Annotated in this window: 11 protein-coding genes; all 11 read right to left on the bottom strand. The window is 66.9% G+C overall.

Annotation, left to right across the window (positions count from 1 at the left end; genetic code table 11):
• Positions 1 to 86 precede the first annotated feature (86 nt).
• The 11 genes from DSM100688_RS06425 to DSM100688_RS06375 all read right to left on the bottom strand — a co-directional run bounded on the left by DSM100688_RS06425 (position 87) and on the right by DSM100688_RS06375 (position 16,480).
• Positions 87 to 2,150 (bottom strand): RecQ family ATP-dependent DNA helicase, encoded by a 2,064-nt coding sequence (locus DSM100688_RS06425; protein ID WP_152358322.1) that lies wholly within the window; start codon positions 2,148 to 2,150, stop codon positions 87 to 89.
• A gap of 342 nt (positions 2,151 to 2,492) precedes the next feature.
• Entirely contained in the window at positions 2,493 to 3,680 is a 1,188-nt protein-coding gene (locus tag DSM100688_RS06420) for a cystathionine gamma-synthase (RefSeq protein WP_152358321.1), read from the bottom strand.
• Between the two features lie 134 nt (positions 3,681 to 3,814).
• Positions 3,815 to 4,831, bottom strand: a complete 1,017-nt coding sequence (locus DSM100688_RS06415) for a pyridoxal-phosphate dependent enzyme (protein ID WP_152358320.1) — start codon at positions 4,829 to 4,831, stop codon at positions 3,815 to 3,817.
• Positions 4,832 to 5,440: 609 nt separating this feature from the next.
• A complete protein-coding gene (locus DSM100688_RS06410; protein ID WP_152358319.1) occupies positions 5,441 to 6,733 on the bottom strand; it encodes an O-acetylhomoserine aminocarboxypropyltransferase/cysteine synthase family protein in 1,293 nt (430 codons plus the stop codon).
• 75 nt (positions 6,734 to 6,808) lie between these two features.
• Positions 6,809 to 7,855 carry a uroporphyrinogen decarboxylase family protein gene (locus tag DSM100688_RS06405; RefSeq protein ID WP_152358318.1) on the bottom strand — a complete coding sequence of 349 codons (1,047 nt, stop codon included), beginning with the start codon at positions 7,853 to 7,855 and terminating at the stop codon, positions 6,809 to 6,811.
• 136 nt (positions 7,856 to 7,991) lie between these two features.
• A complete protein-coding gene (locus DSM100688_RS06400) occupies positions 7,992 to 9,737 on the bottom strand; it encodes a dipeptide ABC transporter ATP-binding protein (protein ID WP_152358317.1) in 1,746 nt (581 codons plus the stop codon).
• 61 nt (positions 9,738 to 9,798) lie between these two features.
• The gene (locus DSM100688_RS06395) at positions 9,799 to 11,364 is read right to left on the bottom strand and encodes a Sapep family Mn(2+)-dependent dipeptidase (RefSeq protein WP_152358316.1); all 1,566 of its coding nucleotides are present in this window, start codon (positions 11,362 to 11,364) and stop codon (positions 9,799 to 9,801) included.
• Positions 11,365 to 11,482: 118 nt separating this feature from the next.
• A complete protein-coding gene (locus DSM100688_RS06390) occupies positions 11,483 to 12,439 on the bottom strand; it encodes an ABC transporter permease (RefSeq protein ID WP_152358315.1) in 957 nt (318 codons plus the stop codon).
• A gap of 29 nt (positions 12,440 to 12,468) precedes the next feature.
• Positions 12,469 to 13,440: an ABC transporter permease gene (locus DSM100688_RS06385; protein WP_163146799.1), complete on the bottom strand. Its 972-nt coding sequence runs from the start codon at positions 13,438 to 13,440 to the stop codon at positions 12,469 to 12,471.
• Between the two features lie 139 nt (positions 13,441 to 13,579).
• Positions 13,580 to 15,244 (bottom strand): ABC transporter substrate-binding protein, encoded by a 1,665-nt coding sequence (locus tag DSM100688_RS06380; RefSeq protein ID WP_152358314.1) that lies wholly within the window; start codon positions 15,242 to 15,244, stop codon positions 13,580 to 13,582.
• Between the two features lie 255 nt (positions 15,245 to 15,499).
• On the bottom strand, positions 15,500 to 16,480 hold the full coding sequence (locus tag DSM100688_RS06375) for a uroporphyrinogen decarboxylase family protein (RefSeq protein WP_152358313.1): 981 nt from the start codon (positions 16,478 to 16,480) through the stop codon (positions 15,500 to 15,502).
• Positions 16,481 to 16,505: the final 25 nt, after the last annotated feature.

Genomic DNA, 16,505 nt, shown 5'->3' with positions numbered 1-16,505 from the left:
GCCGGGACGCGACCGTGAATGATGGGTGAACTTCCGGGACGGCGCGAGTCAGATGGACGTGCCGGCGTGGGACGGGCGGCAAACGGTCAGTCCGCGGCGCCGCCGTCGACGTCGAACGCGGCGATCGCCTCCATGAACCGCTGGCCGTACTGCTTGAGCTTGCTGTCGCCCACGCCATTGACCGCTAGGAACTGCGCGGCCGTGACCGGCTTGATCCGCGCCATGTCGCGCAGCGTCTTGTCGGAGAAGACGATGTACGGCGGCTTGCCGATCTCCTGCGCGATGTCGCGGCGCAGCTCGCGCAACCGCTGGAACAGCGCCTCATCGCCCTCGCTCACGGGCTCGAATGAGCCGAGCGCGGGACCGGTTTCCGCCGCTCCCCCGCCAGCCGCCGCGCGCGAGGCGACGGAGCACGACGGCTGCGCCCGTTCCACGCGTTTGATCTCGTAATGGAACCCGTCGACCACCGTTTCCGCGGCCCGCGCGCCGAACCCGACGATCGGCAGCCGACCGTCGGACACGAACAGGAACCCGTCGGTCGTCATCTGGCTGAGCACGTCGCGTACCCGGGCCTCGGGCGTCTCACGCAGCCGCCCGTAGCTCGGGCAGCGGTCGAGGCCGCGCGACGTCACATCCTGCGCACGCGACCCGCGCAGCACGGCGACAATCTTGCTAGAGCCGAGTCCCTGCCGCATCGGGGCGCGTGTCGGACGGCCCTGATCATCCCAGTCGTACATCACGTCGTGCACGCACCGGCTGATCGCGCGCGCGACGTCGGTCACGTCGAGGGTTTCGAACGTGCTGTTGCAGTTGGTGCAGCCGCCCTTGCATTTCACGGCTTTCCCGGTACCATCGTCCGCCGGCTCGGTCTCGCCGAAGTAGCGGGTCATGTAGCGGTGCAGGCAGTCGGTGGTGCGGCAGTAGCCGACCATGCCGTCGAGTAGGCGACGCTTGTTGGCGCGGTTGCGCTCCTGCTCCTCGGGGGTCATGCGGTCGTTCTCGTAGTCGCTGTCGAGCAGACGGCGGCGCGTGGCGATGTCGCCGTCGTTCCACAGCAGCGTGCAGCGGCTCGGCTCGCCGTCGCGGCCCGCACGGCCGGCCTCCTGATAGTAGTCCTCGATCGAACCGGGCATGTTGTGGTGGATCACGTAGCGCACATTCGACTTGTCGATGCCCATGCCGAACGCGTTGGTGGCGACGACCACGGGAATGCGGTCGGTGACGAAGTCGCGCTGGGCACGGTTGCGCTCGTCGGCCGCCATGCCGCCATGGTAGGCGACGGCGATCGGGCCGAGGGACGGGGACTCGAGCTGTGCCGAATCGGTCCTGACGGAGCCGGCGGTGCCGTTGCCGCCCGCTGACACGCCGCGCAGCACCGGCACCGTGCGGTTCAACGCGGCGGCGAGCGCCTCGGTCTCCTTGCGCGTGGCGCAGTACACGATGCCGGACTCGTCCGCATGCTCGGCCACGTAGGCCGCCACCCATGCGGCCTTGCGCTTGGTCTCCATCTTGATGACGTCGAAATACAGGTTGTCGCGGTCGAATCCGGTGACCGTGACCTGCGGAGTATTAAGCCCCAGCATGGCGACGATGTCGCGGCGCACGCGTTCGGTGGCGGTGGCGGTGAACGCGGCGACGACCGGACGCGACGGCAGGCCGGCGATGAACTCGCCGATGCCGAGGTACGAGGAACGGAAGTCCTGGCCCCATTGGGAGACGCAGTGCGCCTCGTCCACGGCGACGAGGGCGATGGGCGTGCGGGCGGCGAACTCGCGGAACCGGTCGGTTTCGAGGCGTTCGGGGGCGACGTACAGCAGTTTCACGTCGCCGCGGGCGGCCTGCGCGAGCACCATGCCCTGTTCGTCGGGGCTTTGCGTGGTGTTGACGAACGCGGCGGGGATGCCGGCGTCGTTGAGACCGTCGACCTGATCGCGCATGAGGGAGATGAGCGGTGAGATCACGACGGTGACGCCGGGCAGCAGCATGGCGGGAATCTGGTAGCACACGGATTTGCCGGCGCCGGTGGGCATGACGCCGAGCACGTCGCGGCCGGCGAGGATCGCCTCGACGAGTCCGGATTGGCCGGGTCGGAACGAGTCGTAGCCGAAATACCGTTTAAGTGCGCCCAGCGCCGCCGCGTTGTCTGTCATGACTCCCCAGTGTAGGCGATGGCGGGCGTGCCGCAGGAGCGGAACCCCGCTTTCTCCAAACTGAGAGGCAGATTACGGGCTTCGCCGGGGTCTTTCTCCAAACTCAGAGGCAGTCACATGCCGACAGACCCGTACGACACACCCCCGAACTCCCATGACCCGCGTTGTTGTCCAGAAAACATTGCCTCTGAGTTTGGAGAAAGACCCATGCACACACCGCGATCTGCCTCTCAGTTTGCGGAAAGCCCCGCACGGTTCAACGGTTCGACGGTTCGATGGGACACCGAGACGGCGAATCAACACCCCGACGGGACACCGAACCGTACAAACCCCAAGCCCCGGTCAGATCGCCTTGAACGCCCGTTCGAGATCGGCGATCAGGTCGTCGGCGTCCTCCAGACCGACCGACAGGCGGATCAGGTTCGCCGGCACCTCGAGCGTGGTGCCCGCCACGGAGGCGTGGGTCATCGCGCCCGGATGCTCGATCAGCGACTCGACGCCGCCGAGCGACTCGGCGAGCGTGAACACCTGCGTCGCCCCGGCGAACCGCTTGGCCGCCTCGAATCCGGCGGCGATCTGCACCGAGATCATGCCGCCGAACCCGCCATGCATCTGGCGCGCGGCGATCTCGTGGCCCGGGTGCGACTCCAGCCCCGGGTACCACACGCGCTCCACCAGTTCCGCCGGCTGCGATTCGAGCCACTGCGCAACCTTCAGCGCGTTGCGGCTGTGTTGCTTGACCCGCAGGTCAAGGGTCTTGAGGCCGCGGATGTCGAGCCACGAGTCGAACGGCGACGGCACCGCGCCGGCCGCGTTCTGCAGGAACGCCACCTGATCGCGCACCTCTTCGTCGTTGAGCACCACCGCGCCGCCGACCACGTCGGAGTGACCGCCGATGTACTTGGTGGTCGAGTACACGACCGCATCGGCCCCCTCCTCGAGCGGATGCTGCAGCACCGGCGAGGCGAACGTGTTGTCGACCACGACCTTGGCACCGTGGTCGTGCGCGAGGGCCGAGACGGCCGCGATGTCGGTGATGTTGAGCAGCGGGTTCGACGGCGTTTCGACCCAAAGGTACGCGTACGGCTTGGTTTCCAGCGCCGCGGCCACCGCGGCCAGGTCGGTGATGTCGACCACGTCGAGGCCGACGCCCCATGGCACGAACACCTTCGACAGCAGACGGTAGGTGCCGCCGTACACGTCGTTGCCGAGCAGGATGTTGTCGCCGGGTTTGATGGTCGAGCGCAGCAACACGTCGATGGCGGCGAGGCCGGAGGAGAACGAGAGTGCGTACTTCGCGCCTTCGACGGAGGCGAGCTGCTCGTCGAAGCTGGTGCGGGTCGGGTTGACGGAGCGGCTGTAGTCGTAGCCGTGGCGCAGGCCGCCGACACCGTCCTGCTTGAACGTGGAGGTCATGTAGATCGGGGTGACAACGGCGCCGGTCGTGGGGTCGGGCTCCTGCCCGGCGTGGATGGCGCGGGTGGCACGGGCGGAGGCGGACAGTGCGGCGGGATCGGTGGCAATGGTCATGGGATGCTCCTTGATGATGTGATGATCGGTGAGGATCAGTTGGATTAGATTAGATTGGATTAGATTGCGTTGGACTGGGATCGGTCGGATTGGATTGGGTCACGTCGACGATGGACGATGCGCGACGGCGCCGCCTACAGGTACCGTTCGACGAGCGACGGCCGCGTGGTCGCGTCGACGATGTCGCCGTATCCGTTGGCGCGCATCCAGTCGTCGTTGAAGATCTTCTCGAGGTAGCTGCGGCCGGAGTCGGGCAGCAGCACGACGACCAGCTGGTTGCCATCGAGGTCGTGCTCGCGGGCGTAGCGCACGGCGCTGGCGACGGCCATGCCGGACGATCCGCCGACGAGCAGCCCCTCTTCGGCGGCGAGCCGGCGGGTCATGAGGAACGCGTCGTGGTCGTTGATCTTGACGATGTCGTCGGTGATGCCCCGGTCGAAGGCCTTCGGGTAGAAGTCCTCGCCGACGCCTTCGATGTCGTACTGGTGCACGTCGGCCATGCTGGGCGCGGAGTAGATGGAGCCTTCCGGGTCAGAGCCGATGACCTGCACCGCGCCATCGGAGGCCTCTTTGAGGTAGCGTCCGGTACCGCTGATCGTGCCGCCGGTGCCGATGCCGGCCACGAAGTGTGTGACCTTGCCGTCGGTGGCCTTCCAGATCTCCGGGCCGGTGGTGGCGTAGTGGCTGGCCGGCCCGTTCGGGTTGTCGTACTGGTTGGGGCGGAAGCCGCCGGGAATGGTCTTGGCGAGCCGTTCGGCGACCTGATAGTAGGAACGCGGGTCGTCGGGGCCGGCGTCGGTGGGGGTCACGACGATTTCGGCGCCGTACGCGCGCAGCACGGCGCGCTTGGATTCGCTGACCTTGTCGGGCAGGGTGAAGATGGTGCGGTAGCCGCGCTGCTGGGCGACGAGCGCGAGGCCGACGCCGGTGTTGCCGGAGGTGGGTTCGACGATCACGCCGCCGGGCTTGAGTTCGCCGGAGCGTTCGGCGGCGTCGATGATGCGTTCGGCGATGCGGTCCTTGGACGAGCCGCCGGGGTTGAAGTATTCGACTTTGACGGCGATGGTGGCGCGGATGCCGTCGGTGACGTGGTTGAGCTTGACGAGCGGCGTGTTGCCGATGAGTTCGGAGAGGTTCTGGTGGATGGTCATGGTGATGCTCGTTTCTGTCTGCGGGGTTCGGTGTAGTTCGGTTTCGTGAGGGGGGGGGCGGCGTGATCGTGCGGATCGTGCGGTGCGGCCGGGGCGGAACCGTCGGTTGGCGCGGATGAAACGGGAGTCACTGATGCGGATGCCGTCGAACGATGATGGATGACGGCGGCCGAGGAGTCTGCGCGAATGTGGTATATCGCTGCCACGAGGGCTGTATCGCCGTGATGTTGCGATGATGTCGTGGGATGCGATCGTCGATAACGGTAACACGATGTCCGTTGATGATCGACCTCATGCCGGCCGAGATGCCGGTGCGTATCGCGAAGACGTGAATCCTATCTCAAGTTATGCGTTGTCAACCGATCGGCTGGCGCCCGTCCGGGCGGCGTCGGTCAGCGACAACAACAACACATGAGATACGTCATGGGTATCACCCTACCACATGCCGCGACATCCGCGTGTCGCGATGCCGCAACAACGGACCGCACATGACACCGGCAAGCCAAACAAACAAACGGACATACAGCCGATTACGTAAGGAAATCGGCTGTATGTCCGTTATCAAAAAAGAAAGACGGTAAGCGAGGACACGGAACGAGGCGCGAATCCTCAGTACGCCCCCGCGATGGCCTGCTCGAGGTCGGCGATGAGGTCGCCGGCGTCCTCAAGGCCGATGGACAGGCGGATCAGGTTGTCGGTCACGCCGGCCGCGATCCGGTAGTCCGTGGGCACCTCGCGGTGGGTGATGTTGACCGGGTCGACGATGAGCGAGCGCGCGTCGCCGATGTTCGGCACGTACGAGAACAGTTTCGTGCCGTCAAGGATGCGTCGCACGTTCTCGCGGTCGCCGTCGACGAGGAACGAGAGGATCTGGCCGACGCCGCGCGGGAAGTATTTGGCGGCGAGCGCATACTGCGGCGTGTCGCCGAGGCCGGAGTAGTTGACCTTGACGACGTGCGGCGTGTGGGTGAGCCGTTCGGCGATGAGCGTGGCGGTCGCCACCTGGCGGCTGACGCGCTCGGGCAGCGTCTCGAGGCCGATGAGCGACAGGTACGCGTTGAACGGGCTCTGCACCGCGCCGAACGTGCGCAGGTACTTGATGCGGATGCGTTTGATGAACGCCTGTTCGCCGAACGCGCCGGCGAAGCTGCGCCGGTTGCCGTCGAGGTCGGCGATCACCTGTTCGGGGCGGGTGAATTGGGCGAACCGCCCGTTGGTCCAGTCGAAGCGGCCCGCATCGACGATGATGCCGCCGATCGCGTTGCCGTGCCCGGTGATGCCCTTGGTGGTCGAGTGCACGACGATGTCGGCGCCGAATTCGATGGGACGCAGCAGGTACGGGGTGGGTACGGTGTTGTCGACGATGAGCGCGATGCCGTGGCGGTGGGCCAATGCGGCAAGCGGTTCGATGTCGGTGATGGCGGTGGACGGGTTGGCGACGGTTTCGGCGAAGATCGCGCGCGTGTCCGGGCCGATCAGCGATTCGACCTCGGCGAGGTCGTTGATGTCGTGCACGAAGTCGGCGTGGATGCCGAACTGCGGCAGGAAGTCGCCGAGCGCGTCGACGGACGCGCCGTAGAGGTTGGTGGGCGCGATGATGCGGCCGCCGCCCTCCCCCGCGCACATGAGCGCGAACGACACCGCGGCCATGCCGGACGACACGGCCACCGCGCCGATGCCGCCTTCGAGGGCGGCGATGCGCCGTTCGAGGGCGTCGACGGTGGGGTTGGCGACGCGCGAGTATTCGAAGCCCGGTTCGACGCCGGCGGCCAGCGCCTGCCCACGGCCGGAGTCCTCCAGGTCGAACGCCGCGGACGCGTAGATCGGCACGCTGGACGCGTCGGCGTTGCCCTTCCTGTCATAGCCGGCATGGATCGCCTGCGTGCTGAAATCGTACCCCATCGTCTCTGTTCCCTTCGTTCGGTTGTGTGTGCGCCGCCTACCGGCGCTAGTATCGCCTATGCCGCCGCCGCAGGATCACGCCGCCACGCGCGCGTCGCTCAGCGCCTGCAGCGCCTCGTCGGCGGCCGGCGTCGGCACGGTGCAGCTCGGCGCGACGAGGAACGGCTTGCCGGCGCGCAGCGCGATGCTTCCCTTGATCTCCTTGCGGATCTGCTCGACGTTGTCGGCCGAGGCGAACAACGGCGCGTTGGCGCCGGCCACGACCGTCGCCTTGAGGTCGGCGTCGGCCTTCGGATTGCCCGGCAGGTACTGGTCCCAGTGGATCAGGTCGACGCCGAGACGGTCGAACCAGTCCGGGTGCGAGTCGGCGCGGCAGGTGTGCAGCAGTACGACCGCGTCCGGGTTGGCCTTGCGGATCGCGTCGATGACGATGCGGTCGTACGGTTCGGAGAATTCGCGATACTGCGCGTCGTCGAAGTAGTCCTCACTCACAGTGCCGGTCACGGCGTAGAACACGCCGTCGAGCCCGGCGCCGCCGTCGGCCGTGGGCGTGACGAGCGCGGCCGCGTAGTCGGCGAGCGTGGCGGCGATGTTGTCGAGCGCGCGCTTGGCGACGTCCGACTGGCCCAGCACGACGTCCTCGACGGTGAGCGTCGGCGTGGCGTAGTCGTCGCCGGGGTACAGCGGCAGATCGGCGATCTGCAGCAGTACGGACAGTGGCGAGAAGACGGTCTGCAGCACGGCGCGGTCGGTGAGCTGCGCGCGGATGAGCGCGGCCGCGGCGAGCGCCTCGGCGAAGTACTCGTCCTTGGTCGGATCGAGCCGTGCGATGCCGGCGACGTCGGCGGGCGTCTCGATGCCGGCCTTGAGCTTCTTCGGGATCACGAATCCGGCGTAGTCGTCACGGTCGTAGCGCGAGCCCCACGCTTCGGAGTAGTAGATGGCGCGCGGGTTGATCTTCACCCACTGCCAGTCCCAGCGACGCACGAAGTCGACGTACGCGGCGGCGAACTCCTCGGCGCCGTATTCGTGGCCGATAAGATGCTGCCATGCGCTCACCAGGTACGGCACGTCGGACGTGCCCTTGACGATGTCGTGGAAGATGGCGCGCAGGTCGGTCATGATGATGGTCCTTTCGTGGGATGGCGGGTCGGTCGTCGCCGCCGGTTGCCGTTGCATGTCCCAGACAACACGATGCCGCGTGCGGAATCAAGCCGCACACGGCATGTTGGTTACAGTCGTTGCTTATAACGCCTTATCAGTGCGCCTGTTCCGTGCGTCCGAGTCGTTCGCGCCGGCGTTCGTGCTGGACCTGCGGATCGGCGACGGGCGCGCTGAGGATCAGTTCGCGCGTGTACTCCTGCGTCGGATGCGCGAACAGCTCCTCGGTGATGCCGGATTCGACCATGACGCCGTCGCGCAGCACGATGGTGCGGTGGCTGAAGCTGCGCACGAGCGGCAGGTCGTGGCTGATGAACAGGCAGGCGAAACCGATGTCGTGCTGCAGCCGGTTGAGCAGGGCGAGGATCTCGGACTGCACCGACACGTCGAGCGCGGAGGTCGGCTCGTCGGCGATGAGCAGCGTGGGTTTGGCGGCGATGGCGCGGGCGATGGCGACGCGCTGGCGCTGGCCGCCGGACAGTTCGCTCGGATAGCGGTCGACGAGCGCGGCCGGCAGCTGCACGGTCTCGAGCAGTTCGCCGGCGCGGGCAAGCGCGTCCTTGCGGTTCATGTGCAGGACGAAGCGCAGCGGTTCGGCGATGATCTCGCCGATGGTGAGCCGCGGGTTGAGCGAGCCGGACGGGCTTTGGAAGACGATGCCGATATGCGACTGCACCTGCCGGCGCTCCTTGCGGCCGAGCGCGGACACGTCCTGGCCGTCGATGAGCACGGTGCCGCCGGTGAGCGGGTTGAGACCGAGCAGGCTGCGGGCGATCGTCGATTTGCCGGAGCCGGACTGGCCGACGAGCGCGACGATCTCGCGCGGTTCGATGTCGAAGCTCACGCCGTGCACGACCTCCTTGACCGCGCCGCCGCGCGAGCGGTACGACACGGTGAGGTCCTTGACGGACAGCATCGGCTTGGCGGCGGACGCGGCATCCGACGCACCGGCGCCGGCGCCATCTCCGGATGCCGCGTCGCCGCCTGCTCCCGCGCGCACGGCCGGCTTCGCGTTCGACGGCACGGCCGCGAGCAGCTTCTTCGTGTAGTCCTCGACCGGATGGGCGAACACCGCGTCCACGTCGCCCTGTTCGACGAACCGGCCGTTGTGCATGACGAGCACGCGATCGGCCAGATCAGCGACCACGCCCATGTCGTGCGTGATGATGAGCACGCTGATGCCGAGGTTCGCGGCGATGTCGTGGAGCAGGTCGAGCACTTCCTGCTGCACGGTGGCGTCGAGCGCGGTGGTCGGCTCGTCGGCGAGCAGGATCGTGGGCCGGCCTGCCAAGGCGATCGCCATCATGACGCGCTGCAGCTGGCCGCCGGACAGTTCGTGCGGGTACTTGCGTTCGATGTGCTCCACGCCGTCGAGGCGCACGTCGGCGAGCAGTTCGCGGACGCGGTCGTGCACGGCGGTCTTGTCGAGCGAGCCATCCATTGCGGTGACCGCCTCGGCGATCTGGTCGCCGATCGTGAACACCGGGTCGAGGCTGGCGTACGGGTCTTGGAACACCATGGACGCGTACCGGCCGCGTAGCGGGCGCAGGGCCGCCGCGTCGCCGAGGTCGAGCTCGCGGCCGTCGCCGACGCTCAACGTGCCGTGCACCTGCGCGTAGTACGGCAGCAGGCCGAGGATGGCCTGCACGGTGACGGATTTGCCGGAGCCGGATTCGCCGACGACCGCGAGGATCTCGTCGCGATGCACGTCGAAGCTGAGGTGTTCGACGGCGTGGATGTCGGTGTCGGCGTGGAAGGTCACGTCCAGATCGTGCACGCCGAGCACGATGTCGTCGCGTCGTCCGTCCTGTTCGCTGTCGCGGTGCTGTTGCGTCTGCGTCATGGTTGTCGGTCGTCCTTGGGTTGTCCGGTGGGATATGGGTGGGTTGCGCCGCGCGTGCCGGTCACGCGTCGAGCGTGGCGTCGAGGCGCGTGATGCCGATGAGGTAGATGAGGAAGGCGATCTTGGCGTCCTCGATCGACGTCCATTCGTCGGCGCCGTGGGCTGAGCCGCGGCCTTCGGGCAGGAATCCGGGATGGTGCGCGATCGGCGTGCCGTCAGCGTACGTGTGGGCGCCGAAGCCGGGGCCGAAGTTGAGCGCGCCGGGGATGACGCGGGCGTGCGTGCCGCCGCCCATCGCGTTGGGTTCCTCGTGCACGTCGAGCACGTCGTTGTAGGCGGACAGCAGGGTCTGCAGGCGCTGGTCGTCCTTCGGCACGAAGAACGGCGCGGAGCGGTCGACGTCGTCGATGCGGCCGCCGAAGCGGTCCAGTTCGCCGGCGAGCGCCTGTTCGATGGCGGCGCCGTCCTGGGTGACGGCGTAGCGGATGTCAACGGTGAGTTCGACGGTGCCGGCGGCCGCGTTCGGGCGGGCAACACCGAGGTTCTGCGTGGTGCGGCCGGATTCGTCGTCCTCGTAGGCGATCGGCGTGCCGTCGGCGTACGGGCTGGCGAACAGCGTGGCGATGGCTTCGGCGGCGCGATGGTCCGCGTCGGAGAGCACGTGGAGCGTGCCGTCGAGCGCGAGCAGGGCCTGGGCGAGCAGGACGATCGCGTTGCGGGTGCCGTCGGGGAACGCCGCGTGGCCGGAGACGCCCTGCACGGTGATCGTCGCGCCGGCGGATGCGGCGGAGCCGGCGGCCGGTTCGACGCTGATGCGCGACCGCAGGTCGGTGTCGTCCAACGCGTTTACGGCGGCTTGCACTACAGCCGTGTCCACGCCGGGCCAGACGACCGCGGCGCGGCCGGGCACCGCGTTCGGCGCGACGCCGGCATCGAGTCCGGCGAGCACGTCGCCCGCGGGCAGGGTGAGGCGGATGGTGAGGTGTCCCTTCTGCGCGTTGTTGGCGGGGAACGGGCTGTCGGTGATCACGGCCTGGTGCGGCGTGCCGACGTGCTCCACGTACCAGCGCATGTCGTCGAGGCTGGTCTCCTCGGCGCCGCCGTACAGGATGTGCAGGGCGTGGCGCGGCGTGAAGCGGCGTTCCTTGAGGAAGCGCAGCAGGTACAGGTCAATGAGCGCGCCGGTTTTGTTGTCGGAGCTGCCGCGGCCGACCACGAAGCCGTCGCGGGCGAACGGCTTGAACGGTTCGAAGGTCCAGCCCTGGCCGGCCGGCACGACGTCGAGATGCGAGACGAGCGAGATGTCGCCGAGCAGCGACGCGGCACCGGCCTGGCCGTCGTCGGCCACGCCTTCGAAACGCACTTCGAGCGCGTGGCCGTCGCGGTTCACGCTGCCCAGTCCGAAGTCGTGCGCACGGGCGGCAGCGACGTCGAACATGCGTGCGACGTCCGGGCCGTACGGTGCGCCGGGCGCGGCCTTCGCGGTGTCGGAGACGGACGGCACGGCGACCCAGTCGAGCAGGTCGTCGGTAAATTCGTCGCGACGGTCGTCGAACCATGCGGAGGCCTGCCGCAGCAGCGTGCGTTCCGTTTCGGTGAGGTTCGGGTGATCGGTTGCAGTGGTCATGGCTATCAGGTCCTTACTTCAATACGTCGGATCGGCTTCCCGTGCCGGGAGGGCCGCTGGCTTTCGTTCCAACCGGAGGAATTCCGGGAGCGCGTTCGTTTCGCGTTGCGTCAGTACGTCAGCGCGTCGTCCGTTTCGCCGCGCGCGACGGCAGGATGTCGGCGATGTAGCCGAACCGCGGGCGCAGGTATTCCTGCAGCGATTCGCCGATCGCGTTGATCGACAGCACAAGCAGCGCGATGGCGACGCCCGGCGGGATCCACATCCACGGCTCGTAGCTGAGTACGCGGAAGCTCTGCGCGCTCGACAGCATGTTGCCCCAGCTCGGGTCGGGCTGGGAGACGCCGAGGCCGAGAAAGCTCAGCGCGGCCTCCGACAGGATCGCGGTGGTCACGGCGAGCGTCGCGTTGACGACGATCACCGGCACGCAGTTGCGGATCAGGCCGTCCCACAGGATGCGGTAGGTGGGCACGCCGATCGCGCGCGAATAGTCGATGAACGCGTTCTCGCGGATCGACAGCACCTCGCCGCGCACCAGTCGCGCCAGTCCGGGCCATTGCAGCAGGCCGATGATGAGCACGACGTTCCACACGTTCGCGCCGAACACGGCGGCGATGGTGATGGCGAGCGGGTAGAACGGGAAGCACTGGAAGATTTCGGCGATACGCATGATGACGGCGTCGGCCGCGCCGCGGAAGTAGCCGGACACAGTGCCGAGCACCACGCCGATCACCACTTGGATGGCCACGGCCGCCACGCCGACAAGGATCGACATGCGGCCGCCGTACAGCAGTCGGGAGAAGATGTCGCGGCCGAGCGCGTCGGTGCCGAGCAGGTGCGCGGACGACGGCGCGGCCTCGAGGCTGTTCAGATCGATGTCGTTGGGCGCGTAGCGCGTGAGCAGCGGCGCCGCGAGGCAGGCGGCGACGATGACGAGCGCGACGGACAGTCCGCCGACGAACCACGGGTTGGTCAGCAGACGGTTGCGCTTGCGACGGTCTGCGGAGGCCGCGGCGGCGGTGTCCGCGGTCGCGGACGGGACGGAGGTTTCGGCGGGAACGTTGGAAATGCTCATGGTGGTCACCGTATTGATTGCGCTCGTGCTCATGATTGGACTCGGATTCGCGGGTCGACGACGATGTACAGCACGTCCGCCAGCAGGTTCGCGAGCAGCGTCGCGACGGCGAGCAGCAGGGTGATGCCCATCAGCAGCGGATAGTCACGGCCGACGGCCGCCTCGTAGCCCAGCCGGCCCAGTCCCGGCCAGGAGAACACCGTTTCGGTGATGAGCGCGCCGGACAGCAGTCCCGGCACGGCCAACGTGAGCACCGTGATGATCGGCTTGGCCGCGTTCTTCATCACGTGCTTGCCGAGCACCTTGCGCCGGCTGACACCCTTGGCGAACAGCGCGCGCACATAGTCGGTGTCGAGGATCTCGCTGACGGACGAGCGGATGTAGCGGCTGTATGTGGCGAAACTCAGCGCGGCGAGCACCGTGGCGGGCATGACGAGGTGTTTGATCACGTCGACGGTCACGTCCCATGAGCTGCCGGTGAAGCCGGGCGTGATGATGCCCGAGCTCGGCAGGATCTTGAGCTGCGCGGAGAACAGTCGGATGAGGATCATCGCGAGGAAGAACGCGGGGATTGACATGATGCCGAACGTGACGATCGTGATGACGCGGTCGGAGACGCGGCCGCGGCGGATCGCCGAGTAGATGCCGACCGGCAGGGCGATGACGAACGCGATGACCGCGGCGGCCAGGGTGAGCACCAACGTGTTGCCCACACGCGAGGCGATCACGGCGCTCACCGGCAGGCCGAGCTGGATGGAGTAGCCGAGGTCGCCCTGCACGGCACGGCCCAGCCATTTGACGTATTTGAGCCAGATCGGATCGTAGTAGCCGACCTTGCGCAGCAGCTCCTCGCGTGTGGCGGCGTCGGCCTGCGGGCTGAACATCGTGGCGTACGGGTTGCCCGGCTGCAGGTTGATCACCGTGAACACGATGAGCGAGATGCCGAACAGCACCAGCAGCGCGATGGCAAGGCGCCGCACTATATATCTGACAATCGGCATGGCACCGACCTTTCTGGCTTTCTGGCAGTGGATGGCAGTGGAAGTGGGGACGATCCGTGGGCTTGAACGGACGCGCGTCCGCCGCGGGCGGAAGGCGTTTTCCGGCCCACGGCGGACGCTGCTGGCGTTGCCGTTCAGGTTACTTGGAGATGGTCCAGTCGGTCACGTTGGAGAAGATCTCGTACGTGGAGCGTTCGAAGCCCTTGACTTCGGGGCGCACGGCGGTGCCCTGGTTCGGGATATAGAGGAAGGCCATCGGAACCTCCTCGTTCTCGAGCTTGAGGTAGTCGTTCACGGCGGCCTTGAGCGCGTCGGCGTCGGTGGTGGTGTTCACCTTGTCGAGCGCGGCCTTGGCCTCGGCGTTCTCGTCCCAGCGGGTCCACCAGTTGTTGGTGCCGTACTGCTGCGGGCGGAAGGTGGCGCCCATGAGCACGCCGTCATACTGCTTGTCAGGATCCTGCAGGATCGCCAGCGTCGTGTTGAAGTCGGCTTCGGAAAGCTTCGCGTCGATGCCGATGTCCTGGAAGTTCTTCTGGATGATCGGCGCGGACAGCTCGCGCGTCTTGTTGCCGCTCGGGTAGTTGATGGTGAACGTGAACTTCTCGCCGTTCTTGTCGAGGATGCCGTCGCCGTCGGTGTCGGTCCAGCCGGCCTCCTTGAGCAGCTCCTTGGCCTTGTCCTTGCTGTACGCGTAGTCGTTGAGCTCGTCGGTCGGATAGTACGGGTCGGACGGCTGGGCCTGCGCGTTGAACGTGACGCCGTGGCCGTAGAGCAGCGAGTCGATCAGGCCCTTGCGGTCGATGGCGTACAGCAGTGCCTGGCGAACGCGCTTGTCGGCAAGCTTCGGGTTCTTCACGTCGAAGGCGAGGTACTGGCCGCCGTTGCCCTCGTTCTCGACGACGTTGATGTTCTCGCTCTTGTAGGTGTCGAGCTCCTTGGAGTTGAAATTGGAGATCTCGCCAAGGTCGACCTCGTTGTTGATCACCGCGGTCTGCAACGTGTCGGGGCTGACGACCTTGAAGATCAGGTTCTTGGTCTTCGGCTTGCCGCCGAAGTAGTCGTCGTTGGCCGTGAGCGACACGTACTGGCCGTCGACGAACTCCTTGAACTTGTACGGGCCGGTGCCGATCGGGTTCTTGAGCAGGTCGGTGGCCTTGTTCCACTGGCCCACGGGCGTGGACTCCCACACGTGCTTGGCGAGGATCGGCTTGTCGGAGAACGTGGTGAGCGCGCCGGAGTAGGTCTTCGCGAAGTGGAATTCGACCGTGGTGTCGTCCGGCGTGGTGATGCCCGGGAAGTCCTTGGTCTTGCCCGCGTGGAAGTCGTCGTAGCCCTCGAGGTAGGTGACAAGCGCCGGCGGGTCGAGCGGGAAGTCCTTGTCGGCGGTGGCCGTGTAGGTGAAGGCCACGTCGGCGGAGGTGAAGTCCTTGCCGTCGTGCCACTTGACGCCGTCGCGCAGCTTGAAGGTCAGCGTCTTGCCATCCTTGGACCACTCGTACGACTTGGCGAGCGACGGTTGGTAGTTCTGGTCCTTGTCGAGCACGACGAGGCGGCTGTACACGTTGAAGATGATCGCGCGGTCATAGTCGGTGAAGTAGGTCACCGGGTTGAACTGGCCGTTCGGGTTGCTCCACAGGGCGTAGCGGATGGTGTCGCCGGTCTGCGACGAGCCCGTGCCGCTGCCTCCCGTGGTGGTGCCGGCACCGGTGTTCACGCCGCAGGCAACGAGTCCGGCCGTGCAGGCCACGGCGAGTCCCGCCGCCGCGACCTTGCGCCACAGGCGCTGGATGGTGAACGTGGTCATATGCTCTTCCTCTCTTATATGACTGACGTATGTCTGACGCCGGTCGATTGCCGACCGTTGAGGTACTGCTTGGTGATGACGTCAATGACGTGCGATGGTTACGAACGTATGCCGCCGTCGCGGACGATGCAAGCCGCATCCCGCGACGGCGGCATACGTATTATTTATGAGCGGTTCTTAAGCCTTGCGATTGCAGGGATTATAGACGGTCGCGTCAGGTGGCCGACCGTCGCAGCCGACCGGATCCATGCCGGATCACAGTTCGGCGGACGCCTCGCGCACCCAGCGGATGTGCTGCCAGTCGATCGACGCGTCGACCGTGCAGTCGCCGCCGAGGATGAGCCCGCGCTTGCCGAAGTCGAGGATCAGCTTGCGCGTGTAGTCCTTGATCTCCTCCTCGGTGCCGTCGTAGATGATGCCCTGGCGCACCGTGCCGTCCCAGTGCGTCTGGAAGCCGCCGAGCACGGTGCGGTTGCCGAAGTACGCACGGCCGTCGACCAGCGACAGTCCTTCGACCGACGCGGCCCAGTTGACAACCTTGGCCGGGTAGTCGCGCCACTTCTCGAGGTCGTTGCGGTTGCCCGCCCAGCCGCACAGGTGGGCGATGTTGGTTTCGGAGTAGCGGTTGGCGTGCTCGAGCACGTACAGGTCGCTCGGACGCACCAGACGGCGGTGCTCCTCGAGCGTGAAACGGTCCGGTTCGGCGCCCTGCACGCTGTAGTAGATGCCGTCCACGCCGGCCTCCTCGATGACCAGACGGCTCAGCAGCGCCTGCGTGACCGCGATCGCGTCGAGCGCCTCCATCACCTCGATCGGGTGCTCCTTGAGGTCCTCGCTCAGCGCGTCGAAGTCCTTGCCGGCGGCGTCGTAGACGAACCGCAGCACGATGAACGGGCTGAACACGTTGTAGAACGCGAACGCCTCGCCGTGCAGCTCGTCGACGATGCGCTTGGCGCGCTCGACCTGCTCCGTGATGTACGGGTGGTCGGCCGGCAGCGACTTGACGAGATCCCAGCGGCCTTCAGTCGCGACCTCGGCGGGCGCCGGATACCACGTGTAGCCGTCGTCCATGATCTTGATGAAGTCGAGGTCGGCCTCGCGGAAGTACTTGAGGTGCGCCTGCACGTTCGTCTCGCCCTTCGCCTCGTCGCCGGCGAAGTGGAACCAGAATGCCGCCGGGACGTGGTCGACCGGTTCGCCGTTCAACGCCGCCAGCACGCGTTCGCGCTTGTTCATGGGTATGCTCCTTGTCGTTCGTTCC

This window comes from Bifidobacterium ramosum (assembly GCF_009299505.1).
Taxonomy (GTDB): Bacteria; Actinomycetota; Actinomycetes; order Actinomycetales; family Bifidobacteriaceae; genus Bifidobacterium; species Bifidobacterium ramosum.
This window is presented reverse-complemented; position numbering and strand designations above follow the sequence as displayed.